Annotated in this window: 28 protein-coding genes; 20 read left to right on the top strand and 8 right to left on the bottom strand. The window is 44.0% G+C overall.

The annotated features are described in order from the left end of the window. Positions 1-187 precede the first annotated feature (187 nt). Positions 188-2158, top strand: coding sequence for an FAD-dependent oxidoreductase (locus AC1DFM_RS17530; RefSeq protein WP_477078035.1), 1971 nt, complete (start codon positions 188-190; stop codon positions 2156-2158). A gap of 65 nt (positions 2159-2223) precedes the next feature. Here AC1DFM_RS17530 and AC1DFM_RS17525 read toward each other — a convergent pair whose 3' ends face one another. The 3 genes from AC1DFM_RS17525 to AC1DFM_RS17515 all read right to left on the bottom strand — a co-directional run bounded on the left by AC1DFM_RS17525 (position 2224) and on the right by AC1DFM_RS17515 (position 5874). Beyond that, positions 2224-2355 (bottom strand): hypothetical protein, encoded by a 132-nt coding sequence (locus AC1DFM_RS17525; RefSeq protein ID WP_477078034.1) that lies wholly within the window; start codon positions 2353-2355, stop codon positions 2224-2226. Between the two features lie 72 nt (positions 2356-2427). Next, the gene (locus AC1DFM_RS17520; protein ID WP_477078033.1) at positions 2428-2565 is read right to left on the bottom strand and encodes a hypothetical protein; all 138 of its coding nucleotides are present in this window, start codon (positions 2563-2565) and stop codon (positions 2428-2430) included. Between the two features lie 180 nt (positions 2566-2745). Further along, positions 2746-5874 (bottom strand): lantibiotic dehydratase, encoded by a 3129-nt coding sequence (locus tag AC1DFM_RS17515; RefSeq protein ID WP_477078032.1) that lies wholly within the window; start codon positions 5872-5874, stop codon positions 2746-2748. Positions 5875-6127: 253 nt separating this feature from the next. Between AC1DFM_RS17515 and AC1DFM_RS17510 the strand changes: the two genes are divergently transcribed. The 5 genes from AC1DFM_RS17510 (at position 6128) to AC1DFM_RS17490 (ending at position 8839) form a co-directional block, all read left to right on the top strand. Beyond that, entirely contained in the window at positions 6128-6289 is a 162-nt protein-coding gene (locus AC1DFM_RS17510) for a hypothetical protein (protein ID WP_291927373.1), read from the top strand. 10 nt (positions 6290-6299) lie between these two features. Beyond that, positions 6300-6476, top strand: coding sequence for a hypothetical protein (locus tag AC1DFM_RS17505; RefSeq protein ID WP_477078031.1), 177 nt, complete (start codon positions 6300-6302; stop codon positions 6474-6476). Between the two features lie 36 nt (positions 6477-6512). After that, on the top strand, positions 6513-6701 hold the full coding sequence (locus AC1DFM_RS17500; protein WP_477078030.1) for a hypothetical protein: 189 nt from the start codon (positions 6513-6515) through the stop codon (positions 6699-6701). A 187-nt stretch (positions 6702-6888) separates the two neighbouring features. Next, positions 6889-8100 (top strand): lanthionine synthetase C family protein, encoded by a 1212-nt coding sequence (locus AC1DFM_RS17495; RefSeq protein WP_477078029.1) that lies wholly within the window; start codon positions 6889-6891, stop codon positions 8098-8100. 124 nt (positions 8101-8224) lie between these two features. Continuing rightward, positions 8225-8839, top strand: coding sequence for a response regulator (locus AC1DFM_RS17490; RefSeq protein WP_477078028.1), 615 nt, complete (start codon positions 8225-8227; stop codon positions 8837-8839). Between the two features lie 17 nt (positions 8840-8856). Here the strand turns inward: AC1DFM_RS17490 and AC1DFM_RS17485 are convergent, their stop codons facing one another. Continuing rightward, positions 8857-9717 (bottom strand): universal stress protein, encoded by an 861-nt coding sequence (locus AC1DFM_RS17485; protein WP_477078027.1) that lies wholly within the window; start codon positions 9715-9717, stop codon positions 8857-8859. A gap of 220 nt (positions 9718-9937) precedes the next feature. Between AC1DFM_RS17485 and AC1DFM_RS17480 the strand changes: the two genes are divergently transcribed. The 3 genes from AC1DFM_RS17480 (at position 9938) to AC1DFM_RS17470 (ending at position 14250) form a co-directional block, all read left to right on the top strand. Next, the gene (locus tag AC1DFM_RS17480; protein ID WP_477078026.1) at positions 9938-12352 is read left to right on the top strand and encodes an ABC transporter permease; all 2415 of its coding nucleotides are present in this window, start codon (positions 9938-9940) and stop codon (positions 12350-12352) included. A 974-nt stretch (positions 12353-13326) separates the two neighbouring features. Continuing rightward, positions 13327-13704, top strand: coding sequence for a hypothetical protein (locus tag AC1DFM_RS17475; protein WP_477078025.1), 378 nt, complete (start codon positions 13327-13329; stop codon positions 13702-13704). A 45-nt stretch (positions 13705-13749) separates the two neighbouring features. After that, entirely contained in the window at positions 13750-14250 is a 501-nt protein-coding gene (locus AC1DFM_RS17470) for a hypothetical protein (RefSeq protein WP_477078024.1), read from the top strand. On the opposite strand, the gene AC1DFM_RS17465 is transcribed toward AC1DFM_RS17470, so the two are convergent. After that, positions 14240-14500: a hypothetical protein gene (locus tag AC1DFM_RS17465; RefSeq protein ID WP_477078023.1), complete on the bottom strand. Its 261-nt coding sequence runs from the start codon at positions 14498-14500 to the stop codon at positions 14240-14242. The two genes, AC1DFM_RS17470 and AC1DFM_RS17465, sit on opposite strands and share 11 nt — an antisense overlap. A 59-nt stretch (positions 14501-14559) precedes the next feature. Between AC1DFM_RS17465 and AC1DFM_RS17460 the strand changes: the two genes are divergently transcribed. The 11 genes from AC1DFM_RS17460 to AC1DFM_RS17410 all read left to right on the top strand — a co-directional run bounded on the left by AC1DFM_RS17460 (position 14560) and on the right by AC1DFM_RS17410 (position 20543). Continuing rightward, the gene (locus tag AC1DFM_RS17460; protein ID WP_477078022.1) at positions 14560-14838 is read left to right on the top strand and encodes a hypothetical protein; all 279 of its coding nucleotides are present in this window, start codon (positions 14560-14562) and stop codon (positions 14836-14838) included. Then, complete coding sequence (locus AC1DFM_RS17455; protein ID WP_477078021.1) at positions 14813-15199, top strand: hypothetical protein; 387 nt, start codon at positions 14813-14815, stop codon at positions 15197-15199. Before AC1DFM_RS17460 ends, AC1DFM_RS17455 begins: the two co-directional genes overlap by 26 nt. A gap of 12 nt (positions 15200-15211) precedes the next feature. Next, on the top strand, positions 15212-15730 hold the full coding sequence (locus tag AC1DFM_RS17450; RefSeq protein ID WP_477078020.1) for a hypothetical protein: 519 nt from the start codon (positions 15212-15214) through the stop codon (positions 15728-15730). 167 nt (positions 15731-15897) lie between these two features. Then, the gene (locus AC1DFM_RS17445) at positions 15898-16401 is read left to right on the top strand and encodes a hypothetical protein (RefSeq protein ID WP_477078019.1); all 504 of its coding nucleotides are present in this window, start codon (positions 15898-15900) and stop codon (positions 16399-16401) included. Positions 16402-16481: 80 nt separating this feature from the next. Beyond that, positions 16482-16856: a hypothetical protein gene (locus AC1DFM_RS17440; protein ID WP_477078018.1), complete on the top strand. Its 375-nt coding sequence runs from the start codon at positions 16482-16484 to the stop codon at positions 16854-16856. 48 nt (positions 16857-16904) lie between these two features. Next, a complete protein-coding gene (locus AC1DFM_RS17435; protein WP_477078017.1) occupies positions 16905-17411 on the top strand; it encodes a hypothetical protein in 507 nt (168 codons plus the stop codon). A gap of 118 nt (positions 17412-17529) precedes the next feature. Further along, entirely contained in the window at positions 17530-17820 is a 291-nt protein-coding gene (locus AC1DFM_RS17430) for a hypothetical protein (protein ID WP_477078016.1), read from the top strand. Positions 17821-17851: 31 nt separating this feature from the next. After that, positions 17852-18136, top strand: coding sequence for a hypothetical protein (locus tag AC1DFM_RS17425; RefSeq protein WP_477078015.1), 285 nt, complete (start codon positions 17852-17854; stop codon positions 18134-18136). Between the two features lie 30 nt (positions 18137-18166). Continuing rightward, entirely contained in the window at positions 18167-18745 is a 579-nt protein-coding gene (locus tag AC1DFM_RS17420; protein ID WP_477078014.1) for a hypothetical protein, read from the top strand. Between the two features lie 97 nt (positions 18746-18842). After that, entirely contained in the window at positions 18843-19724 is an 882-nt protein-coding gene (locus tag AC1DFM_RS17415) for an oxidoreductase (protein ID WP_477078013.1), read from the top strand. Between the two features lie 33 nt (positions 19725-19757). Further along, positions 19758-20543, top strand: coding sequence for a helix-turn-helix domain-containing protein (locus AC1DFM_RS17410; protein ID WP_477078012.1), 786 nt, complete (start codon positions 19758-19760; stop codon positions 20541-20543). 20 nt (positions 20544-20563) lie between these two features. On the opposite strand, the gene AC1DFM_RS17405 is transcribed toward AC1DFM_RS17410, so the two are convergent. From AC1DFM_RS17405 to AC1DFM_RS17395, 3 genes are all read right to left on the bottom strand, one after another. After that, positions 20564-21472, bottom strand: a complete 909-nt coding sequence (locus AC1DFM_RS17405) for a bestrophin family protein (RefSeq protein WP_477078011.1) — start codon at positions 21470-21472, stop codon at positions 20564-20566. 20 nt (positions 21473-21492) lie between these two features. Further along, positions 21493-23856, bottom strand: coding sequence for an FdhF/YdeP family oxidoreductase (locus tag AC1DFM_RS17400; protein ID WP_477078010.1), 2364 nt, complete (start codon positions 23854-23856; stop codon positions 21493-21495). Positions 23857-23976: 120 nt separating this feature from the next. Continuing rightward, complete coding sequence (locus AC1DFM_RS17395; protein ID WP_477078009.1) at positions 23977-24765, bottom strand: SDR family NAD(P)-dependent oxidoreductase; 789 nt, start codon at positions 24763-24765, stop codon at positions 23977-23979. Between the last annotated feature and the right edge of the window lie 61 nt (positions 24766-24826).

The following is a 24826-nucleotide window of genomic DNA, read 5'->3' as shown; positions in this document are numbered from 1 at the left end:
TTGTAGCAGAAAGCAAATGAATAATGCGAAGAAGTCTTAAATGCCATGCTGTAGTGGTGTTTGAGGCTTTTTCGTTTTTATGGAATACTAAATAAATTAGTGTCCGTTTGATAGAGAAATAACAGCATTTCCTTTTTTACATAAGGAGCGGTATATTGATCTGTTTTCATCAACAGTAAATATTACTATGCTCCTGAAAAAAATCCTGACGCTACCTGGCGTTCTGTTACTGTCAGTAAGCCTGGTCCACGCAGGCGCTCCCAAAGAAGTAGATGTTTGTGTATACGGTGGAACCTCCGCCGGTGTCATTGCCGCCTATACGGCAAAACAACTCAACAAAACGGTATTGCTGGTGTCACCGGAGAAACAACTCGGCGGACTCAGTGCTGGTGGTTTAGGTTACACTGACATTGGCAATAAATCCGCTATTTCCGGTGTTTCCCGCGATTTTTATCGCCGGGTGGGTCGTCACTACGGAAAGTTCGAACAATGGATTTTTGAACCTCATGTAGCCAGCGAAACCTTCCAGCAATATATCCGGGAAGGAAAGGTAGAAGTGCTGTATGATGCCCAGCTCAGCAACGTTAAAAAAGAACAGGGCTATATCACAGAAATACAACTGGGCGACCAGGTGGTGAAAGCCAAAATGTTCATCGACTGCTCTTACGAAGGAGACCTGATGGCAAAAGCCGGCGTGGCCTACACGGTGGGCCGTGAAGCCAACAGCCGCTATCAGGAAACATACAATGGTGTGCAGCTAAAAAAAGAGCACCAGTTTGCCGACGGTATTGATCCCTACAAAGTACCAGGCAAGCCCGAAAGCGGATTGCTATGGGGCATTAGTCCGGCTACACTGGATGCTCCAGGCACCGGCGATAAAAAAGTACAGGCCTATAACTACCGCATCTGCTTAACCAATCAGCCGGATAACCAGGTCCCTATTACTCAGCCGGCTGACTATGATCCGGCACGATATGAATTGTTGCTGCGCGTGGTGAAAAAGATTGACGCCAAAGTCCTCAATAATATCCTTATCATTAGCAAAATGCCCAATGGGAAAACGGATATCAATAACAACGGAGCATTTTCTACCGACATGATTGGTATGAACTATAATTATGCGGAAGGAGATGTGGCTACCCGGAAAAAAATCATCGCCGACCACGAAGCCTATACGAAAGGATTTTTATATTTTATTGGCCATGATGAACGCATGCCCTTACATCTGCGCCAGGAAATGCTGACCTGGGGCTATCCTAAAGATGAGTATGTGAACAACGGACATTGGTCGCCACAACTCTATATCCGGGAAGCACGACGCATGGTAGGCGCCTACGTGATGACACAGGCCAATTGCGAAGGCAAGGAAACCGTTACCGATGGAGTAGGGATGGCTGCGTATACCATGGATTCCCATAACACGCAGCGTATAGTCGTGAACGGTATGGTGAAAAATGAKGGCGATGTACAGGTAGGTGGTTTCGGCCCGTATCCGGTTTCTTATCGTTCTATCATCCCACAGGCGACCGATTGTAAGAACCTGTTGGTACCGGTTTGTTTATCTGCTTCCCATATTGCCTATGGTTCCATCCGCATGGAGCCAGTGTTTATGGTGCTGGCGCAATCTGCCGCCACTGCCGCTGTGGAGGCCATTAACAGTAAAACCACGGTGCAAACGGTAGATGTAAAAAAAGTACAGCAACAATTGAGGGATAACCCACTGGCGAATCACAGTACGCCGGAAATCCTGGTGGACAACGACGATGCTACGCAGGTAACTATTACCGGCAATTGGCAACGCATTACCTGGGGCGGCTATGGGCCTTCCCTGCTGAAAGCTGATCCTAAAGATGGTGGAGAGAAATCGGTTCGTTTTACGCCGGTGATTAAAAAGGGTGGACGTTATCACCTGTATACGTATGTGCCGCGTGTTGATGCACATGCTACCAGCACAGCTATCCGTGTAAACGATGGGAAAACTGTTAAGGCAGTGCCTTTGTTATCTGAGTCGGTGAAAGTAGAAGGGCAAACTTCCGGAGAGTGGGTAGATCTTGGTACTTATCAGCTGAAGGTGGGTAAAAATGCCTTTGTGGAAATTAGTAACAAGGGGGCTGATGGAGCCGTAGTGGCCGATGCCGTGTTGTTTATACCAGAATAATATAAAATACCGGGTAACCTGGCTACTGTAGGAGTAGGTAAACCAGGCTACCCGGTAATTAGTGTTTAGCAGTCAAACGTACGATGAGTCGTCGTTGTAAAAATAGTATGATCTTTTTTACCTGCTTCGTTAATAGCGTTTAACTTAGCCACCTTAACGGAAACCAGTTTCATTTTCTTCTCGATTTTCTTTTTCATAAAAGCTGTTTTTAAATAGATAAAAAAATGTGCTCTTAAGCTGTTATTGACAAAGATCAATCACAGTTGGAATCAGCAGAAGTCAGTGCAGTTAAGACTAACATGCGTCAGGATGGTGTGGTATGTTTTACCTGACCGTTCGGAGGCGCCATTTAATTTGGCCACCTTCACGGAGCCAAGTTTCATTTTCTTTGCGGTTTTCTTTTTCATATAAGATTGTTTAGCAATCAAATGTTCTGTGTGTGGTGGTGGTGAAAATAGTAGTGGTAGGCATTTTACCTAATTGCTCATTCGTAGCATTTAACTTAGCCACTTTAACTGAACCGAGTTTCATTTTCTTTTCGTTTTTCTTTTTCATACAATTTGTTTTTAGTGAATAAAAAAAATGTATTACGGTACAGCTTTAGGTTGTTTTTTGGCAATGGCCAGCATGGATTCATAATATCTGCTCAGGAAATGATAGAGTACCATTTCATGTTTGCGCTGGTTGGATAATAACATCCGGTTGAGGAACATATGAATATAACTGCCCAGTAAATCGTCCCGCTGTTCGGGTATGAGCATGGGCAGGTGTGGCTTTATTTGTTGGGAGCGGGCGGCAAAGAATGCGGCCGCTTCTTCCAGGTTATTGGCGGTATCCTGTGCCCGATCGAGGATACTGTTGATTTCCCGCATTTCATCGCGGTATTTGTTGTTGAGTTGCAGCAATAAAGGTTTGCCTCCGCCAAATTCTTCATAGAAGCCCTGTTGCAGCTTTTTTAGTAAAGCTGATTTTTCGGGCAGGGTATAGCCAAAATCATCGAGCAGCGTATCTATGCCGCGTAAAGAAAGCAGCCATCGATAATGTTCGCCTTCTTCATCGTCCAGCAGGTTGAGTACCTGTAATACACAGGCGCTGTCGAAGTGGAACACGGTTTCGCTGAAAGTCATGGTAGCAGCGCCATAGCGTTCAATTTCCCGCTCGTAGGTATCCGTTTGTATGCGATAAATATTGTCGGTAGATGCTGCCAGCGTATCGTATAATCGTTCCAGCACGATCTTCCAGAAGTCCTTGCGCTGTCCGTGATGAAACCGGATTCTCAGGTGGTGTTCCGGATCTGAATAACGGATAAAGAACCATTTGTCAATCACATCTTCTGCTATCAGCTGTTCCGTGAGGGGGAGGAGCACTTCCTTCAGCATATTTTCTGCGCTGCGGGTGCCGGTATATAACTTTACGTATAGCCATTCACTGCCGGTAATAAATTTACGTATAGGGGTTTCTGTTACTACTTCCGTTATGGGAGCAGGTTGTTTTTTTATTTTTTCGGGAGATGTAAACCGCAGTGGTATGATTAATTCGTTGGTATATTTCCCATCGGGTCCGGTTACCCAGCACTGATCGGGTGTATGGAGAAATTCCTGCAGGGTAATTTGTTCTTTTTTGAGCAGCTGTGTGATCAGCAGGTGCACGGCTACTTCATGATGGAGGTCAGCAGGCAGTTCGTTATCACCTTCGGTGATGACCACATAACGCGGGAGCCCCAGTTGTGTGCTGATCTTCCGGAAAATTTCCATATAATCAGCGGGAGCAGCCTTACTTAATGCAGGATAGTTTTTTTTATGCAATATCCAGCTGCTTTTGCTCAGGATAATATGGCCGTATTGTACCCTGGGGAAGAAGGATACTTCGCCGGGAAGCTGCCATTGCCAGGCGATGCCGCTGTGGTGATCCTGGTTTTGCAGGTCGCAAAGAAATTTATACACGGGTAAGCCGTGGCGATAGTTATGAGCGGTGCTTAACCGGGGAATAATGATTTTGTTCAGCTTTTTGGAACGGAGTACTACTTTGCCGCGTTGTACGCTGACCATGAGGTCGGAAAGAGGTAGCTGATCCGCTTCCGGCGCCAGGCTGTTGGCGAGGTATACAATTTCGTACTGCCGTAGCCGTGGCCGCATCAGGATGTTGCCGGTTCTGGATTCGGGGAGGTGTACTACTTCCGCATAAATTTTCTCCGGATCAGCGGCTTCTTCTGCGGCAAGTGCTGCTTTTACATGGGCGCTTAGTGCCTCATCGCCGTGGCAGAACCTGCCGAGCAGGTTAGCAGCGGAAGGGCCGCTACAGCCGTTCATATCAAAGAGGTAGTTACCGTTGTCGATAGCGGCGGCATCGGTGCTGAGGATGCTGCCCATGAGGTACAGGCTGTGTGGGAGCGCAGGCGTATCGCGGTCTTTCAGGGTATCCAGCTGTTCTTTGGTCAGTTGGATCACCTTTTGACCGGTATGTAAACACTGGAGCAATTGCTGTAGCTGGAACTCCTGCATTTTGGTACGGGGGCTGCCGGTAGCCGGGCCCTTTTGTACTGCTGCAATGTCATCTACCAGTGGGGTATGATCGGCACTGTGCTGGCTGTGTGGGCCGTAGCCAATACCGGCTTCGGTATCGAGCGCCAGGCTCAGTGGTACTTCMTGTTCATCATAGCGTTGCTGGAATGCCTGGCGGAAATTTTGCAGATCGGTGTTGCTGTTGATAGGCGACAGTTTCCAGAGTTGCCCGATTTGTGCGGCTAATTCATTGATAACGGTATGACTTAGCGCGTTGGCATGGGTAGCAAGGAAGAGATCTGTTTGTACCAGGTCTTTGCTGTTGGTATTGGTGAGCATGGATTTCACCAGGGCATGTGTCACGGTGTATTTGTCGATGCTGGCATGTTGTTCCTGTAACAGCTGCTGAATACGGGAGAGCGGGTTGGTAAATTCTTCCGTACCCCTCAGCTGGTGTAACCGTTGGGTCAGGTGTACAAAAAACTCAGTTCCGGTAACGGTAGGTTCCAGTTCGCTGACCAGTAGCTGATTTTCCAGCAGTTCGGTAATGAATTCGTCCGCTTCGGCTTCGCTGATATCGTCTTCTTCGCTGACGATACTATTACGTATATCCTTTAACGTTGCTCCTCCTGCTACAGTGTGTAGTATTTTGTCGAGGTAAGGGCTTTGATTAACGGCGGTCAGGTAATAGCTACGGATTTTATTTTTAACGGTATAGGCGGCGTAGCGGTATTGTTTGCCGGTAGCATATAAAGAGTTGTTGGGGTAGTAGCGCAGTTGTTCCCGGATGTCGGGAACGGCGGTGATGGCGGCGGCCAGTTCGGCCACGTAGTTCATGTCGAGGCGGCCATGTTTTTTATGCGCCTGTTTAGGTTGCAGCTGAATGTTGGTATAGTCGGCCGGTTCCCCGGTAGCACAGCCGGCGAAGAGCCCGTATGGCGTGCAGCGGGTACTCATGCGCAGCAGGTAACGGTAGAGGGAGGAGGCCAGCTTGTGGTGATCTTTTTCATTAACGGACGTGCCCTGCCACCACTTCTGCAATTCCATATATAGCTCAGGAGAAGCAATATAGATGGCTTCCTGCAGGTATTCATCCCGGAAAATTTCTTTAATGGTATCAGCGAGTCTATCGTTGGTAATATGTTGTAATGTAGTGATGGTATTCACAGGTAACAGTGGTGTTCTTACAACATAAAAATTTTCTGCTCTGATCATGGCGCCGGTCAACATTAGGTGTTGAAGGTAGCGGTTTCTTCTATACCTCGCTATCACGTAAAACAGGGAAATTTTATGTTTAAACACGCTTTTAAAAAATCACGCTTTTACGTGAGTAGGAGTTAAACAGTTTCTGCCTACTTTTATGATAACCTGTAACGATGATGATGAAAACCTGTATTTTTTTATGGCCCTATTTTAACGACCTGCCAAACAATAGTCTTTATTTTTTCAACCACATAAATTTGCTATTATGAGAAAAGAACCTGCTAAAAAATTAGCCCTGGGTAAACTGAAAGTTGCCAAATTAAGCATCAGCAGCCTGGATCAGGCAGATGTAAAAGCACCTACTTACAATGGTTGCAGCCTGATGGCGAAATGTCCTCCTCCTATTTCAAAAGATACCTGTTTCTAAACTACGCATGATGAAAAAGCTATCAGCAAAAAAATTAAGTCTTGGTAAAATAAAAGTTGCCGACCTCAGTAAAGCCAATGTTAATGAAGATGCATTCCTGCTATCACTTCGTTGCGTGCCAAGTGAAAAAATCACTTGTCTGAGCCAGGGTTCGCCCATGTGCAGCGCAGACATTTGCCTTTTCTAATTATTTCATTTACTGTACTGCTAAAAATCATTTGTTATGAAAAAGCTATCAGCAAAAAAACTAAGTTTGGGTAAAATAAAAGTAGCTAGTCTTTCAGCAGTTTCCGGCCAACAGGAAATGGCCGCAACAGCGGGCACCTGCACTATTTTGTGTTCCCTGCGTATCTGCACAGATAATATGAGCCAGGGCGCTCCTATTTGCAGTGTAGATTCCTGCCGCTACTAGCCATTAGCTGTTAGCGGTTAGCTTTTAGCAAATGCAGCGAATACTGACATATTATGTTCTTCGCTACATTTGCTAAAAGCTAAAAGCTAAAAGCTAACGGCTTTATCAACCTGACTGTATGGCAAAACATGTATGCACTAAGCAATACATGTTTTGCCATTATATATTTATAAAGGCAAAACAGCTTATGAATCATAAGGAAGAAGTAAGGCTACTCTTACAAAGGATCTGTACGGAACTGGATGAGTTTACTACCGCCAATAACCACAGTGGCCTGTTAGGAGGTTATACCGGGGTGGCATTGTTTTACGCCTATTATTACCAGCTCACGGGTGATGAAGCACATCAGGGAAAAGTATACGAGATTATAGAAAAATGTTTGGAAGACTTGTCAGAGCAGCCAATGAATGGTTCCCACTGCAGCGGTATTGCAGGCATTTCCTGGTGTATACAGCATTTAACACAGATGGGGTTTATTGAAGCGGATGAGGAGGCCGACAACTTCGCAGATATCGATACGCAGATAGCGGAATTTATGCGTAATGAATTATCCGATGGGCGGAATGATTTTCTGCACCAGGGATTGGGCCCAGCACTGTATTTATTGGAAAGGTTGCCCGCCGCCACTGCTCACACGGAGTTGGAAACGCTGGTGCAGCAGCTGGAAAAAAGTGCGATGACCGTTCCCGGAGGCATTGCCTGGAAGGATCATTTTTCCAGTCGCAGCCAGGACATCCCCGACAAGGATTTATTTAACCTGGGCCTCGCACATGGCACCCCTGCCATCATTGATATACTGGCCCGTTGTTATGAAAAAGGAATTGCCAGAGAAACCACCTTGCCACTCATAGAAAAAAGCATACAATGGCTGCTGGAAATCCGGCAACCAGCGCTTTCCGGACATTCCCTTTTTCCTACACTGGTAGACACCACCAACCAGGTGATGGGAGAAGCCCACAGCCGGCTGGGCTGGTGTTATGGTGATCTGGGCATTGCCACTATGCTCTGGAACACCGGCAAACGGCTCCACAGAACGGATTATCAGCAGGAAGCCATGAAGATATTGCAGCACGTCGCGCAATACCGGAATGTAAAAAATGGCGCCGTACATGATGCCTGTTTATGTCATGGCAGCGCCGGCATTGCACACCTGCTGCAACAAACCGGACTGGCCACCGGAGATCGTCTCTTACTAGATGCATCACAGCAATGGCTGCATACCACGTTACAAATGAATACCTGGGCAGACGGCCCCGCGGGATTTAAATTTTATCATCATCCGAACTATGTCAGCAGTCATAATATGCTGGAAGGAATTGCAGGAATCGGTTTGTCGCTGATCAGTTTTGCAGATCCTGAAATTAAACCTGACTGGGGTGCTTGTATGTTGATGGTTTAAACTTGTCTTGTCGTTAAACCGACGGTTTTTTTCACTATCTTAGATACCTGGTTAATGACGAGTTCACTTGTTTACCCAACATCATTATGCCATCGATACCAACGTTACAGCAAACTGAAAAACCATGATTCGTTTATATTTTGTTGATGATCACCCATTGATTTTAGAAGGACTAAGATCCCTGCTCAGCCTGGAATCAGATATTCAACTAGCGGGTGAAACCAGGAACGGCGTTTCCTGTCTTCATTTCCTGGACCACCATACTGCAGATGTTGTTTTACTGGATACCCTGTTACCTGATATCAGCGGCGCCGCATTGTGCGCCAATATCAAAAAACGCTACCCCGAAGTAGCCGTACTGGGATTAAGCTATGATAAAAACGACAGCGGTATCGCAGAAATGTTGGACAGTGGCGCCAGCGGTTGTCTGATGAAAAATGCTGATAAAGAAGAACTGTTAAAAGCCATACGCGATGTATATTCCGGACGTACCTATCTCTCAGCAGCATTAAAACAGGCCCTCAAAACAGATGGAATAGGGCAGTTACATATTACCAAGCGGGAGAAAGAAGTATTGTGGCTCATTGCCAACGGACATACCAATCATGAAATAGCAGAAAAACTGTTCATCAGCTCGGATACGGTGGACAGCCACCGGCGCAATTTACTTGGCAAATTCAATGCACGTAATACTGCTATGCTGATCAAATGTGCAGTAGATAATAAAGTACTCATTTAAATAAAAAACCGCTGGCATTATTCGCCAGCGGTTTGATCTCCACCAGGAACCGGTGGTAAAGACAACAACGGGATATTGGAATTATAAGCAAGCTTTTTTGAAATACTGCTTTTAAATAAGGACGAGAGGAAACCGGTTTTTCTCGGAATCACTACAATCATGGAAGCATGGTGCTGATTGGAGTAGGAGAGAATACCATCCACGGTATTATCGTCGTTGATATAATCGAAAGTAGCTTCATACTTTTCAAAAATATTATGCAGACTGGCCATCGTATTCCGTGCTTCTTCTGAATATTTCTCCGGCGCCCCTTTTTGTACATTTACTACCTGCACCGGCACCTGGAAAGCATCCAGTACTTCATATAACTGGTGCACGGGAATCACCGTATGATCTCTCAGGTCTGTKGCGAAGACCAACGATTTCAGGCCTCTGCCGATATGGGTATCTTGCGGTACAATTAATACCGGCACTTTACTCTGTTCAATCATCATGGAAGTGGTGTTACCCAGGAGCAGTTTTTCGAGGCCTGACCGGCCGGACACGCCCATTACCACGATATCTATTTCTTCATGTTTACATAACTCGTCAATATAGGTGGGCAAAGAATAGTTTTCCGTACGCAGGTCTACCCGGATGTCCTTTATCAAAGACTTCAGCCGATCCTGTACCATGGCCAATTGAGAGATACTGTCCAGATACATCTCCTGCGTACCCTGTGAATTGCCGATAGGCAAATCTGTACCACCGATCCCCGTTTGATAGGCATGATATAACAGGATGCGTTGAATCCCCAGCGCACTGGCTATTTCTGCAGCATATTCGGCAGCACGGAAGGCATTTTCAGAAAAGTCGGTCAGAATGAGCATCGTTTTCATAAATATGTGTTTAATTAGATATACAGCTACCTAAATGGATAAACAAATTATAGAAGAGGATGTTCGGAAAAGGTGATCCGGATGTCCATTTCTGTGCTAAGGTGTCCGTATTTGAACATCTGCAGCTCCCATTATACCAGCTATTCCGCTGTGGTACTGAGTGCTGTTAAATGGCATTTTTTTGGCTGACGGAAGCATACCTTGTTATAATCTTGTTTCTATGATCAAAAATTATATAAAGATCGCCTGGCGCAGTCTTTCCCGGAGTAAAGTATATGCGCTGATCAATATCACCGGTTTAACCGTAGGTATTGCTTGCTGCGTACTCATTATGTTGTACGTAAAAGACGAACTCTCTTATGATCGTTATCACCAGCATTATAATGAAATATACCGCGTAGTGCAGGCATTCCGCAATCCTACAGGTCAAAAGGACACAGCACCACCAGCACCGCAGGAATACCAGGTTTGGGGCTGCGCGCCAGTAGGACCTGCTTTGAGTGCTCATTTTCCCGAAGTACTAAAGGTAACGCAGTTTACCAGTCCGTTGACGGTGCTGATGCAGAACGGCGATAAGCGTTTTCAGGAAAGCAATCTGCTGTTTGCCGACTCTTCTACCTTCGATATCTTCACCTGGAAAATATTATCCGGCGACCGGACCACCGTACTCAAGAATCCCTACAACATTGTGCTGACGCAGAGTATGGCGAAGAAATATTTTGGAGATGCAGATCCTGTTGGAAAGGCGCTGAAGGCAGATAATATTACACTGACGGTATCCGGTGTAATGGAAGATGTGCCTGCCAATTCCCACTTTAAATTTTCCGCGCTGGTATCTATGAGCACCTTCCGGAAAATACGTCCGCAGATTTTTGAGGAGTGGGGATATGTAGATTTTTACACCTATTTCCTGGTGCCGGAACATACGGATATAGCCGCCATGCAGGCTAAGGTGCCGGGGTTTTTAAAACAATATAATCCGGCTGAAACGGAGAACACCTATACTATTGCTTTTGAGCCGCTAAAAAATGCTTACCTGCATTCCTCTGCCATGCGGCAACCCGGACCTACCGGCAGTATGGCCAATGTGTATATATTTTCGCTGGTAGCAGCTTTCATCCTGTTTATAGCAGGGATTAACTTTATCAACCTGACAACAGCCCGCTCTATGGAAAGGGCAAAAGAAATAGGCGTACGTAAAGCAGTAGGGGCTTATCAGCAGGGGCTTATTTTCCAATACCTGACAGAAGCCGTATTGATTGCTGCGCTGGCTACCATTGCGGCGTTGGGCCTGGTGTTGCTGTTATTGCCACTGGTGCGGGAGCTGTCTGGCAAGCCGCTGGCTTATGCGGATCTGCTCAACTGGAAAATGGGATTAATGCTGGCAGTAACACCATTGCTGGTAGGAATACCCGCAGGCATTTATCCTGCCTGGGTATTAGCCCGCTTTAAGCCGGCACTGGTGCTGAAAGGAAAGTTTGATAGTTCCACCAAAGGAATACAATTGAGAAAGGGGCTGGTCGTGTTTCAGTTTAGTTTGTCCATTGCCCTGATAGCCTGCACTGCCATCGTATATTCTCAGCTGGATCACCTGCGAACCCGCAACCTGGGCTTCCGGCAGGATCAGATGCTGGTGATCGATTACGGCGGCGATGCTACTGTTAACAAGAATATAGAAACCGTGAAAGCGAGGCTGGCAGAGAATCCTGCCGTGCAATCCATCACCGCGTCGCGCGCTGTGCCGGGCGACTTCTTCCCCAACGGAGGTACAGCCATCGCTGGCCCCAGTGGTGAAATGGTGCATTTTGCGCCTGCTATCTACGAAGTAGACAACGATTTCTTCAAAGCCTATGAAATGAAGATGGCGGCGGGTCGCGCTTATGCCAGGGAGTTTCCCGGAGATACCGCTTATTCCCTGATCTTAAACGAAGCTGCCGCCCGGCAGTTTGGTTACGCTAAACCGGACGAAATCATCGGCAAAAATTTTGAGCAATGGGGCCGTAGAGGCACCATAGTAGGGGTGGTGAAAAATTTTAATTATCAATCGCTCCACAAGAAAGTAGAACCACTTGCTATCCGGATGGCGGACGATGACAGCAAAAATAAAATATCCCTGCGCATCAAATCTGATAATCTCCCTAAAACCATCGCGGAGCTGGAACACACCTGGAATGCGATGGAGCCACAGCGGCCATTTCGCTACAACTTCCTTGATCAGGCATTCAACGAGCAATATGAGCAGGATGTGCGCTTCGGGCAAATATTCGGCGCCTTTGGTAGCCTCACTATCTTCATTGCCTGTTTAGGCTTATTTGGCCTGGCCACTTATTCCACAGAAAAACGACTCAAAGAAATTGGTATCCGTAAAGTATTAGGGGCTTCTGTTACCAACATCGTTGCGTTGTTATCAGGTGACTTTGTAAAACTTGTCCTGATAGCCATATTGATAGCCACCCCACTGGGATGGTGGGGCATGCATCGCTGGCTGGAAGGTTTCGCTTATCGTGTTGATATTCACTGGTGGACTTTTGGGCTGGCAGGTTTGGCGGCGGTGCTGATAGCACTGCTGACAGTAGGGTTCCTGGCGCTGAAGGCAGCGATGCTGAATCCGGTGAAATCGTTGAAAGCAGAGTAGGAGCGGAAAAAATATGGCAGAAAGCTATTGTTGCGTTCATTTCGCAGCAATAGCTTTTTGTTTTTTTGAGAAGAATTTTATTTTATCTTTCAGAATAGAAACCGGGAGAATGAAGAAAGGCCTATATCTGGGGATGATCATCATGAGTTTATCTTGTGTGAATCGTTATCATACTAAGTCATTAATGGAAAGCAAGTTAGCCAGATATGAATACTGGCTCCCTGTAGCAGATACGACTGCCAATCAGTCAAATGATCAATATTGCTTTCGGATTGGACATGAAGATGCCTATGACCTGGATTCGTTTAATATAGCGATCAGGATGGGGAATAAGGTAGTTTATAGTGGTATTTACAAAGAGGCGATTGTTGTAAATTTCAATAAGCAGGATCATTTGTATACTGTAATTTTTTACGCTTATAACCCCAAAAAGAAGGTACTCTTCCGGTGGCAAAATAAAGACTCGTATACTCTGGAGACCTATCCGAACAAGTGTTACAGGATTCTTTTATTGGGTCAGAAATCGATAAATCATAGTGAGTGTTTGATGCTGAGGATGTATTAAATAGTAAAAGTAATAGTAGCAAACGTTTAGAAGGAAAAGAATCTACTCCATATGGGCATATATAATACCCTACACCTGAAGAATGTTACCTGTCTTAATTGCCAGCATACGCAGAACTGGATCGCTCAGTTTCATTATGGAGACTGCTGGCAATTTGAATATCAGTTATTTGATGAATTACGATGGAACGGAAATGATACCGGGACTCCTGGAGCATCCATTGTACTCGTGGAAGGGATTACGGAGAATGTTTGCCAGCATTGTTCCTCGCAGTTTTACGTACGCATTTTTATTGATGATAATAAAATAGTTTCTGCATCTTTTGCGGTGAAAAACATTTTGTTTCCGCAAGATATTGAAGGAGACTATTTGGTAATAAATTGATTGTTTAAGAGAAGATCCAAACTATATGAAGCTCAATGGCAGCATAACAGAGCAGGAGTATCGGAAGTGGCTTATCAGCTCCCATCAGGGCCTGTTTGGCCCTGATCAAAGAGGGGCAGGGCTAGTAGCTGTTTTAAAGGCGCATTATCCGCAGATGATGACGGCTTATGTCATTGACTGGATTCCTGAACAGGGAGAAGATCTTTATACAGTATTAATTAATGATGAACTGATAGTGAATGTAGAACTTAGCCATGATAGTCTTGTTGCGCCAATCGTTGATTCGATAACCGTTAAACAATATTTACATAAGCTTAGCAAAAGTAAACAGATACAATTGGCGGTAGCGCTGGATCTGGTTAAAAATGATCTGGCGGGAAATAAGTTAAAGAATCATCGTTAATTGCTAATGTTATCCTGGCGAAATTAAAATTGAGATACAGTAACTATGGACACATGGAGATACACGGCAATAAGTGTCACTAAGTATGACCCTTTAGTAGAAAGAGACTACAGAATCGCTGTACCTCCCGAGGAATGGACGTCTTATTTCGATGTCGGAAAGAAATTCAATGGCATTGAACTGACGAGGGACGAGTATTTAGCAACAGAGCAGAACTATATCAATGCGGTGTCATTGGTGCTTAACCCGAATAGCTGTCACCAGGTAGTAGTCAGGGAACTAGAAAAGTATTCTGCAGAAGGGCTATCCGGAGAGCTATTGGAGCTCTATGAAACAATCGGCGACAGCTATATGGTCAATCTCGAAAAAGTGCCGATGCTAATGAGGCTGATACTGAGAGAATATATGTGGTGTGAGATGCACTGCGCCGTGAATGATATCTGTGTAAGATTTGGCTACGACTATTATATGTATGTGAATGGGCTAGGGAAAGGAGACGCGATTTGGCAGGAGATAGCAGATAAAACAGGTTTGTTTATTGGTTAAAGGTGATGCCGGGGAATTGGAGCTTGAGCATCTGCATAAATTCATTGAAATCAGACATCTCTATCACCTTTTCGTCTTTATAGTTTTCTTCATCGAAAACGTCATTACCATCCAGGAAGTAGGAATGTGATTTAAATAGTCCATGGCTAAAGCTTAGGTGGATGGTGTAGCTGATGTAGTCGGATTTGCGGTAGACAGTAGTGATACCTGCTCCATTTTTGAGGCGTAAAAATATTTTCCTGGTAGTCATTTTGTAATTGATGGCAGTTTAGAAATGAATATGACTGTTTTTAAAAAATAAGAAATATAATGAAAGAAATTTTAAAACGAATCATCAATAAGCCAATTGATACCGTAACACTAGATGATTTGATGAATTGTTTTGAGTTGATTAAAGATGACGGAGATATTGCTATGATTAAATTCGACGGGCCCAGGGAAATAGATCACTATACGGTTGTATTTATAATTCAATCTTTGAGAGAGGGAAGTGTTCGTATCGATGACGCTTCCTTGAAAAGTGCTGCGATGAAAGCATTAACCAGGTACTATAATTTGAAGTATGCCTCGTCAAACGGAAATGCCTGATAGTATGATGAATAGACTAGAAGGAATGCTTGCCGGACGATCTAATGTGATGATCAATCACTATGATAATGATATATCGGAGATGGCTGTTGGTATTGTATTTCTATATGCTGGTTGGAGTCCCGGTTTTCTTCAGTTAAGACATTTGCGGCAATCATTGGAAAATTATCCGTGCATTCCTTTATATATTTTTGATGTAGATGAGGAGGGCGCTTCTGATTTTTTTATAGAAAATGGGTTGGCTTCTCATGGATGGGGTGAAACTTATTGGATAAAGGGCGGAGTAATCATTGCATCTATGGATAAGTATACAGAAAAGCAGCAGCAACAATTGCTTAGTAATCATAAGCTGTTCATCTAAAAGAAAGAAAAAATGACTGAAGTTGAAAAGGAATTGATAAGTGATTTTTCAGATGATTTATTTACGCAGGAAGAGTTTCTTACACGCTACCCCGTCACCATCTGTGACCTCAAACGATACGTATTCACGTTGTTAGTGGCTTCATTCGTCGATAAAAGGAGAGATGACGTTATTTATGGACTATTGCTGGGGTTTTGTTTGAAGGAATGCCCATTTGATTACAGCTTCCTGGATGTAATGCATCGGTTGCTTGAAGCTGACTGGCATTATAGCCACGAGGACATAGTATCCATTGTACGGGATATAAATCATCCTCTTAGTATAGAAGTGTTGTATAACACCGCTTTAAATAAGATTGAATTTTTGCCATCGGATTTTTTCTTTGGGCTGCCGCGGAAATGTATTAAAGCCATTTCAGCCATTGGTGGTGATGATGCCATCAGGTGTTTGAGATTATTATCACAGCATGATGTAGCGGAAATCAGGGGATTTGCTATTAAAGAGTTGAAGTATAAAGGGTTGAATATTTGAGGGGCCTGAAACGGGTGGCAAGGATTTTCTATATCGCCGGATACCTCCTGATTTAAAAGTTTTGCAGGAAAATATGAGAGAAGCTGTATGTTTTGTGCAGGGGCTAAAGGAATTAAATGATGAAGAGATACTGATAATGGAAAAGAATAGTTGATAACGCTGAAACAATGAACATAATAGATTTTCAAAACAGACTGACTGATATAGTGAGCAACTATCCTCCGGATGTTGACAATAATTGGATATACGATTTGTATAGACCCTTAAAACGAAATCCTGACGCCATTCCCTGTGGAGATTTATTAAAGGATTTATTTGAATATCTCGACTTGTCAAAGCTGGATGCAATGGGCTTTTGGTTTTCACAGAAATGTGTCGGGGATGAACGTTATATTTACTTTGGAGCTAATGATACTAATAAGATAGCCATTGATAAACTAAATAGTGAAGTCGTATTAATAGATGCAGATGACACATTGCTGTATGTATTAGCAGGTAATCTATCTGATTACTTGTCTGTTTTTATAGCTTTCTCAGAATATAGTATAAAAGGGTACTACGGATATAAATTTACGGAAGAAGATCGGGTTGCTTTTGGTAAAGCATGTAAAGGAATGGTAAAAGATAAAAAATTCTTTGGGTTTTATGAAGAACATTTTTCCGTTGATTGATTTATCAATCTGTTCCCAAGAAATAATGAATAATATTCGAAATGTTTGGGATAAAATCAAACCTTCAAATCAATAGTCTGATGTATAGTTTAATAATTAAAGATTGCCTAAGCGATGACCAGATTTTAAATTGTTTGATATTATTCTTTAAAGAGTATAAAGTATCTATATCGCCTTTTGATGCAGACGAGAATAAGCAAGATGGGATTTTGTTTGAGAAGCAGTTGATAAAAGGTGATTTTTGCATTCAGCTTTTTTTATTTACCAAAATTGCATTAGAAATAGAAAAGCTCGCAAAATTTATTTGTCAAACTTTAAAAACGGAGATTTTAATAAGTGATAATGATCCTAATCCATTTTCTTGGATCTTAATTACAGAAAAGGATAAGCGGTTGGTCTATCAGAGAATAGATGAGGACGACGAGGGATTATTTTTAATAGCGGAGGAGTCTTAATTGATCAACTATTTTGTATTTATCTATTTTTAACAAACTGAGGAGATTATGACAATACAAGAAAAGCAATTAATACTAGGATTGACATTGAAGAAAATATCTAAAGAAGAATTTATAAAAAGCTATGACCATGATCTATCTCAAGAAGGAGATTACATATTATCTTTATTGCATAATGCCTATGAACAGCAAAAAGCAGAGGATATAGAATATGGATTAATGCTGTTGCCTTTGGATGATTTTTGGAAATCTAATAAGTATGTATCTATATTAAACAAGCTTTTGGTAGTAAGTTGGCATTTTAATCATGAAGATATAGCAGCGTTGCTGCAAGGGATCAAATCTGCTGAAAGTGTTAATGCGCTATATGAGGGGGCCATGAAGAATTACGATTATCTGGATTATGATGAAACATATCAATTGGCGCGGAAATGTATAAAAGCACTTGCGGATATAGGGAATAGTGTGGCGGTAGACAAACTAAATTTACTGGCTGAATCTGATACTCCTGCAATACGACAATATGCTCAAAAAGAACTAAAGAATAGAGGATAATAGAAAATAGGATTGGAATCATAGGAACTGTTTGTTAAATGATAAAACCCGCACATTGTAGTAGGCCCAAATACAAAGAACCTATTTATAACTTTGAAAGTGCTAATTAAAAGTGATTATGAGAAAGTGGATTTTATTTTTTATACTGGTTGGGGTGTCGTTTATGATGGCATTTTTAATGTCTTATTCACTTTTGGATATTACCCCTATATACTATGATATTTTCGGTAATACGCTAGTTGTAATGGGAGGGATTTATTTGATCATAGGCTTAATATTGCTTGCATTGAAAAAGAAGGGTAGTCATCTTTTTTTTAAGGTAGCTGCAACTGTATTAATAATTGGGATTATCATGTCATTCTATTTTTATGGATATTCTTCATCTGCGCCAGATACAAGGAATGTATGATGATATTAAACTTGAATAACCTAATCAAGCGATGAGAAAAGTTGTCAAGTGGCTCGTCATAACTATTATTGTCTTCCTGATACTTTGTGGGATCAGCTATCACAACAGCCTAAACAACGACGGTAGCCTCTATTTCGGTTTCCCCAAAGAGATATACCATAAAGCTGCGTTGGTAATGTTTGCTGATACCGGCGAAATTAGTGGCACAGAAAACTTTTATGCGGGGCATCTGGTAATAGACATCTGTTTCGCTGCTATCATTGCAATGATATTGGTTGGGGGATATAAAATGTGGCTCAGACGAAGGAGAGGGTAAGCTATATTGTTTATAATAATTATTGTTATAATGAAGATAAAGTTTGAAGTAGAAACACTAGGGTATATAACCGCCACTTTTTTTTCTGAAGATAAGAAAGTTAAAGTCTTTCATAGTTCCGATTATGGTGACGGCTTTCAGGAATTGTTGAACCAGCTGTTTTTTATATACGACATCGTGATAAATAATGAGCAACAGTATTACCCATACGCATTTGAAATGCAATGGCGCGACCATTTTGTTGCTTTCTCCTGGAATGTTAGTATGAGCACCAGGAATGCTAATCTTGTGATAAAGATGGATGAATTATCGCCTGCTAACGACAGCCACAAGGTTGAACTCTTGAATATCGAAATTTCTTTTGCGGATTTGTTTGATGATATCTATTTATCCCTTGAGGATATATTCAATAAGTTTGGGTTTGTAGGATATAAAAAGAAATGGGAGGTGGGTAATTTTCCAGTGTTCGAATATGTTACTTTAAAAAGTAAAGTACTGGGATTGAACTTAATCCCTGCAAAGTATGATAACAAAGAAGATGAGTGGACAGGAAAAATAGCCACAGAAGCGGAGGCGAATATCATACAACTTTTATATAAAAAAGAATAACAACCCCTGAGCCGCCCAACAAACCACATTTGAGCCGTTCAACAAAACCCCGCTCCCCATTCCTCCCGACCTTTGTCTCAACAAAAAAGAAATCATCATGACAAAGATTTGGTTTATCACAGGAAGTTCCCGCGGCCTCGGACGTAGCCTCACTGAAGCAGTATTGGCAAAAGGCGACCGCGTTGTCGCTACCGCCAGAAACACTGCCGCATTACAAGACCTCGTAGACACATATGGAGAGCAATTGCTCGTACTAAAACTGGATGTTACCAGTAACGCCGATATTCAGCAAGCCGTAACCGCCGCCATCGCACACTTCGGCCGGATAGATGTCCTCGTTAATAACGCCGGCTTCGGCATCTCCGGGGCAGCGGAAGCGTATACCGAGGAACAAGTGCGCAGCCAGCTGGAAACGAATCTGTATGCACCTATAGCCATTACACGCGCTGTATTGCCTCACATGCGCCAACAACGCGCCGGCCGTATTTTACAAATCAGCTCTATCGGCGGAAGAGTAGGTAATGCCGGGTTAACGATGTATCAGGCGGCTAAATTCGGATTGGCAGGCTTTACGGAAGCATTGGCGAAAGAAGTGGCGCCATTAGGTATCCATGTTACCTCCGTAGAACCAGGTGGCTTCCGGACCGACTGGGGCGGCGCTTCCATGACTTACGCTCCTAAAGTAGAAGGATATGAATCCACGGTAGACTGGGTCATTGAATTTTTGAGAACCAGCAACTATACGCCTATCGGGGACCCCGACAAAGCCGCAAAGGTGATGGTGCAGCTGGCAGATCATCCGAACCCGCCGGTACATCTGGTACTGGGTAGTGAAGCCGCTACCATATTGAAGAAAGCGGATGAAACAAGAAAAGCAGAATTTGAAGCATGGCTGCCGGTAACCACTTCCACGGATCATGATGATGCCGTTGACTTCCTTGACACGGAAGCAGGACGGGCATTTACCGCGAAGCAATAAGCGTAGGCGTTAAAATTAGTATCTTGTAGTAGTATGTCGAAGCAAATAGTATATTCCTGTTATGCAAACAGGAGCAGGGAAGGGGAACAGTTTGTGCCGGAGCACGTGTTTAGTTACCAGATCTCCGGTACCATCACTTTCAATGATGGGCAGCAAACAATTGTTCGCGAGGAAGGCGGCTTCGGCTTCTTCCGCCGGAATAGCCTGCTGAAATTCATTAAGCAGCCGCCGGAGCATGGAGAGCTTAAAACCATTTCCGTCTACCTGGATGAAGATACGCTTCGCGAATTTAGCATGGAATATGGCTATACAGCCAGCAAGCAGGTCAATGCGCCTGTTGTAACCCTGCTGAAGCCGCACCCGCTGTATGCCAGCTATATACAATCCCTGCAGCCATACGACGCACTGGATAGCGACGGCAACGAACACCTGATGAAGCTGAAATTAAAAGAAGCGATTTTGTTGTTGCTGAAAGTCAACCCTGAATTGAAAGATATCCTGTTCGACTTCAGCCTTCCCGGTAAAATAGACCTGGAAGCGTTTATGCAGCAAAACTTCCACTTCAATGTAGAGCTGAAAAGATTTGCCTATCTGACGGGGAGAAGTCTGGCTACTTTCAAACGCGACTTTGAAAAAATATTCCATACGGCTCCCAGTCGATGGCTACAGCAAAAACGCTTACAGGAAGCCTATTACCTGATTAAGGAAAAGCATCGCAAAACATCCGATGTATACCTGGAAGTAGGCTTTGAAGATCTCTCTCATTTTTCCTTTGCATTTAAGAAGGCTTATGGGGTAGCGCCGTCGGCAATACAATAGGATAACATCGGATGCAGCTATTAATCTATAATATGCCGGTGGATCTTCTGAGTCGCTTCATGTGGCAGGTCCGCCAGTTCATAGATGGTATGTTCAATCATCGCGCACATATTATTCAACGGAAGATCATTCGCATCCGTCCCAAAAGGTTCTTCGATTTCATCCGCTATTGCTTCAAAGGCCACAAACGTATAGGCAACAAAAGCGACAATAAATGGGGTAAACCATCCCAGGCTATCCACCAGCCCGAAGGGGAGTAAGAAGCAATAAATGTACACAGTACGATGCAACAACACACGATAGCTGTAGGGGATCGGTGTAGATAGAATCCGTTCGCAGCCTCCTACAATTTCTTCCAGTTTGTCGAAGTTCTCATCAAAGCGGGCTTGCTGAATAGCATCAATTTTATTTTCGGCTCGTTTTTGCTGTACCCATTCTGCCATCAATCTGGTTAATACGACCGGTTTATATTTTGCGGCGGCTACGACTGCAAATTGCTGTTTGTTCAGGCGAGTTTCCAGGTCTGGCCGGGCATCAGTTCCCCGTAGCTGGTGTTTGAGGGCATAAGTGAAGGCACTGAGTAGGGGTACGAAATCCGCTACAGCCGTGGAATTATTGCCTAATGTCAACGCCTGTCGGGTGAGTGATCGTGTGTAATTGAGCAAAGACCCCCATAGCTTGCGGCCTTCCCAGAAGCGTTCGTAGCTGGCGCTATTGCGGAATCCCAGAAATAGCGCTAACACAAAACCAAATAAAGTTAAGGGGGCAGGATTCAACGGAACTTTAAAAGTAAAGATAGTTCCATGAAGATATACTACCACAAAGGATAACAATAACAACAGGATCAGCCGGGGGAGCAATCGTGGTAATACCGAGCCATGCCAGACAAAAAGCATCCTAAACCAATGTTCTTTATTTCTTATAATCATACTATAAAATCCTATTACTGCTACTGTGGTAGTTTCTGGTATACGCCAGGATCGTGTTTCTTTATTTTTATTCTTACATATTTGGAAGCGGGCATATTGCTGCCTTTCACCACGTTATTAATGGAAACCAATACATTGGTTTCCGGAAAATAAGTAACGGTACTCTTCTGCGGAATACGATACGAAACAATAATAAACAACGGGGCAATACGCTCTATGCCATCATCATAATTATACAAATCTACTTTATCTCCTGCTTTAAAACCTCCATTGTCGATATCTTGTTGATTCATAAAAATGACGCGACGCTCATTTTTGATGCCTCTGTAGCGGTCATCCAGCCCATAGATGGTGGTATTAAACTGATCGTGGGTTCTGGTGGTAGCCATCATGTACTCATCTGCCTCCAGATGATTAGTGGGAATGGCGGTTAGGGTAAATGGTGCACGGCCTCCGAATTCATTGGCAAAATGTTGTTCATCTCTGGCACTATTAGGAAGATAGAAACCTCCTTTTTGACGAACACGGTTATTGTAATCTTCAAATCCCGGAATACATTGTTCAATGGCGTCTCTTACTGCATCATAGCTATCATGGTAAAGTTGCCAGTCGACAACAGATGTAGCCCCCAGTGTAGCTATTGCCATTCGGCAGACAATCTGCGTTTCATTCAGCAGGTTCTTAGAAATAGCATCCAGTACTCCTTTTGACGCCTGAACAACCCCCATGGAGTTCTCCGTGCTGATAATCTGCAGGGTTCCGTTAACGATGTCTTTGTCACTTCGGCCATAGGTAGGCAGAATCAATGCCTCTTTTCCGTGAACCAGGTGACCTCTGTTCAGCTTTGTTGAAACACAAACCAACAGGTTCAACTTTCTTAACGCTTTGGCGGTATAAGTAGTATCTGGTGTTGCTGAAAGAAAATTACCTCCCATGCAAAACATCACTTTAACCTGCTCTTCATGAATGGCTTTTATCACTTTCACTACATCATAACCGTGTTCACGCGGCATTTTAAAACCATAGTATTGCTCCAAACGGTCAAGCTGTTCATTGGTAGGTTTCTCATCAATGAGCATCGTACGATTTCCCTGTACATTACTATGGCCTCTCACTGGGCAAAGTCCTCCTCCCGGAATACCGATACTTCCCTTTAGCAATATAATGTTCAGAATCTCCTGCAGCATGTCTACGCCATTAGGCTGCTGAGTGAGTCCCATGCCCCAGCAAAATATAATCCTTTTGCTAAAAGCCATCATGGTGGCGGCCTGGTATAAGTCATCCGGAGAAACGCCACAAAGCTCTGCTAGCTTATCCAGCTGATAATTGCCGTTTTTAAACTGTGCCGCATATACTTCGTACCCCACTGTTTTGTTGGCGATAAATGTTTGGTCCAGTACCTTTCCCGGGAACTTATCTTCCATTTCAAAAAGCAGGAGTGTGATCGCTTTTAGCAATGCCATATCTCCATTAATCTTCACAGGCAGATATAAATCTGCCAGTTTTATTCCGCCGCCAATGGCTCCTTTAATCGATTGTGGATTATGAAAACCCATTAGGCCGGCTTCAGGAAGTGGGTTAATAGCAATAATTTTTGCGCCATTTTCCTTTGCTTTGGCCAGGGCGCTCATCATCCGTGGTGCGTTGGTGCCTGGGTTCTGACCGATGATAATAATCACCTCTGACTCATAAAAGTCTTCCAGCGTTACCGTGCCTTTTCCGATGCCGATGGTGGGTCGTAATGCAGACCCCGACGTTTCATGGCACATGTTGGAGCAGTCGGGCATATTGTTGGTACCATATGCTTTGGCAAATAACTGGTATACAAACGACGCTTCATTACTGGTCCTGCCGGAGGTATAAAAGGCGGCCTGATTGGGATGGTCTAATGCCTGAAGATGTGCGGCTATTTTTTTAAATGCATCTTCCCAGCTGATAGCCTCATAATGGGTACCTCCCTGAGGCATATAAAGCGGGGCTGTTAGCCGTCCCAGTTTTCCGATGTGGTAATCGTCCAGTTTGGATAATTCGTATACGGAGTTTTCTTTGAAAAATTCGGGTGTGATTTTTTTAGAGGTAGCTTCTTCTGCCAGGGCTTTAGCGCCATTTTCACAATATTCACCAATGGGAGAGCGCTCATCATCCGGGTCCGGCCAGGCGCAACTCGGACAGTCAAATCCTTTGAACTGATTCATGCTAAGCAATGCCCTGTTGCCTTTGAAAAATGCTTTTGCTTCCACCAGGTCAGTCATCGCCGCGATCACCGCAGGAATGCCGGCTGCCCATTTCTCCACTGGCGTTAGTTTCAAATGCAATAGCGCATAAGGATTCTCAGCATCCGGTTGCTGTTTTGCTTTCTCTTCTTCATGCTGATATGCTCCCATGACCTGTTATTTTGTTTGATGGAATAATAACATGCAAGGTTGGACTTCGTAGAATTGTAATGAAGGAGGATGAATACCTGCCGAATCCCTCTGATATAAATTTAATCAAAATGGAGGACTCTACCATCTTTGTCCGCCAATGGCCAGACCGCCATCTATCAGCATACTTTCCCCGGTAACAAAGGAAGCGGCGGGACTGCTTAACCATAATACCAGCTCCGCTACTTCTTCCGGTTTCGCAAAACGGCCAACAGGTGCATGTTTCAGGAAGGGAGCCATTAGCTCCTCCGTATTTTCGGCGCCAGCGAAAAAGCGGTCGAACATAGGGGTATGAATATAGCCGGGTTGAATATTGTTGATGCGGATGCCTGATGGACCGCCTTCCAGGGCCAGGGAGCGGATCATGCCATCCAGCCCGGCTTTGCTGGCGGAGTAGGCAGCGGAACCAACGGCCGCGCCGCGCGCCAGCCAGGAAGAGGTATTAACAATGGCGCCACCGGTACCTTGCTTTATAAATTGCTCCATTTCATATTTCGCGGATAACCAAACGCCTTTCAGGTTGATAGCGATCACCTGGTCGAACTCTTCTTCGGTAGTAGCGGTGATAGGGGCAAAATGTCCTTCTATACCGGCATTGTTAAATGCAATGTCCAGTTTGCCGAAACGTTGTACCGTTTCCGTTATCAGTTGTTGTACGGCTTTGCTTTGGGAAACATCGGCTGCCACAAAATGAATATCCGGGCTGATGGCTTGTAGTTGGGCTACGGCTGCTTGTCCTTCTTTCTCACGACGGCCTGCAATGACTACTTTGGCGCCATTTTTAAGAAATAGCGCGGCTGTGGCTAAACCTATGCCTGTAGTACCGCCGGTGATGAGGGCTACTTTGTCTTTTAACATCTCTTGTGTCATATTCGTTTTGTTTATGACACAAAGATAGCGGGCCCCATCCCCCGGAAATTATGCGAATCAA

Source organism: Chitinophaga sp. 05T412 (assembly GCF_056396465.1).
Note: the sequence above shows the minus strand (reverse complement) of the source record. Positions and strands in the feature narration are given on the sequence as shown.

Excerpts from the sequence above, each read along its gene's own strand:
- AC1DFM_RS17415 (WP_477078013.1), top strand. The coding sequence starts at position 18,843 with ATGACAAAGATTTGGTTTATCACAGGAAGTTCCCGCGGCCTCGGACGT.
- AC1DFM_RS17430 (WP_477078016.1), top strand. The coding sequence starts at position 17,530 with ATGAGAAAGTGGATTTTATTTTTTATACTGGTTGGGGTGTCGTTTATG.
- AC1DFM_RS17425 (WP_477078015.1), top strand. The coding sequence starts at position 17,852 with ATGAGAAAAGTTGTCAAGTGGCTCGTCATAACTATTATTGTCTTCCTG.
- AC1DFM_RS17495 (WP_477078029.1), top strand. The coding sequence starts at position 6,889 with ATGAATCATAAGGAAGAAGTAAGGCTACTCTTACAAAGGATCTGTACG.
- AC1DFM_RS17420 (WP_477078014.1), top strand. The coding sequence starts at position 18,167 with ATGAAGATAAAGTTTGAAGTAGAAACACTAGGGTATATAACCGCCACT.
- AC1DFM_RS17465 (WP_477078023.1), bottom strand. The coding sequence starts at position 14,500 with ATGACTACCAGGAAAATATTTTTACGCCTCAAAAATGGAGCAGGTATC.
- AC1DFM_RS17500 (WP_477078030.1), top strand. The coding sequence starts at position 6,513 with ATGAAAAAGCTATCAGCAAAAAAACTAAGTTTGGGTAAAATAAAAGTA.
- AC1DFM_RS17455 (WP_477078021.1), top strand. The coding sequence starts at position 14,813 with ATGCCTCGTCAAACGGAAATGCCTGATAGTATGATGAATAGACTAGAA.
- AC1DFM_RS17395 (WP_477078009.1), bottom strand. The coding sequence starts at position 24,765 with ATGACACAAGAGATGTTAAAAGACAAAGTAGCCCTCATCACCGGCGGT.
- AC1DFM_RS17470 (WP_477078024.1), top strand. The coding sequence starts at position 13,750 with ATGGACACATGGAGATACACGGCAATAAGTGTCACTAAGTATGACCCT.
- AC1DFM_RS17440 (WP_477078018.1), top strand. The coding sequence starts at position 16,482 with ATGTATAGTTTAATAATTAAAGATTGCCTAAGCGATGACCAGATTTTA.
- AC1DFM_RS17520 (WP_477078033.1), bottom strand. The coding sequence starts at position 2,565 with ATGAAAAAGAAAACCGCAAAGAAAATGAAACTTGGCTCCGTGAAGGTG.
- AC1DFM_RS17490 (WP_477078028.1), top strand. The coding sequence starts at position 8,225 with ATGATTCGTTTATATTTTGTTGATGATCACCCATTGATTTTAGAAGGA.
- AC1DFM_RS17505 (WP_477078031.1), top strand. The coding sequence starts at position 6,300 with ATGAAAAAGCTATCAGCAAAAAAATTAAGTCTTGGTAAAATAAAAGTT.
- AC1DFM_RS17475 (WP_477078025.1), top strand. The coding sequence starts at position 13,327 with ATGAAGCTCAATGGCAGCATAACAGAGCAGGAGTATCGGAAGTGGCTT.
- AC1DFM_RS17480 (WP_477078026.1), top strand. The coding sequence starts at position 9,938 with ATGATCAAAAATTATATAAAGATCGCCTGGCGCAGTCTTTCCCGGAGT.
- AC1DFM_RS17510 (WP_291927373.1), top strand. The coding sequence starts at position 6,128 with ATGAGAAAAGAACCTGCTAAAAAATTAGCCCTGGGTAAACTGAAAGTT.
- AC1DFM_RS17445 (WP_477078019.1), top strand. The coding sequence starts at position 15,898 with ATGAACATAATAGATTTTCAAAACAGACTGACTGATATAGTGAGCAAC.
- AC1DFM_RS17460 (WP_477078022.1), top strand. The coding sequence starts at position 14,560 with ATGAAAGAAATTTTAAAACGAATCATCAATAAGCCAATTGATACCGTA.
- AC1DFM_RS17525 (WP_477078034.1), bottom strand. The coding sequence starts at position 2,355 with ATGAAAAAGAAAATCGAGAAGAAAATGAAACTGGTTTCCGTTAAGGTG.
- AC1DFM_RS17410 (WP_477078012.1), top strand. The coding sequence starts at position 19,758 with ATGTCGAAGCAAATAGTATATTCCTGTTATGCAAACAGGAGCAGGGAA.
- AC1DFM_RS17400 (WP_477078010.1), bottom strand. The coding sequence starts at position 23,856 with ATGGGAGCATATCAGCATGAAGAAGAGAAAGCAAAACAGCAACCGGAT.
- AC1DFM_RS17435 (WP_477078017.1), top strand. The coding sequence starts at position 16,905 with ATGACAATACAAGAAAAGCAATTAATACTAGGATTGACATTGAAGAAA.
- AC1DFM_RS17450 (WP_477078020.1), top strand. The coding sequence starts at position 15,212 with ATGACTGAAGTTGAAAAGGAATTGATAAGTGATTTTTCAGATGATTTA.
- AC1DFM_RS17405 (WP_477078011.1), bottom strand. The coding sequence starts at position 21,472 with ATGATTATAAGAAATAAAGAACATTGGTTTAGGATGCTTTTTGTCTGG.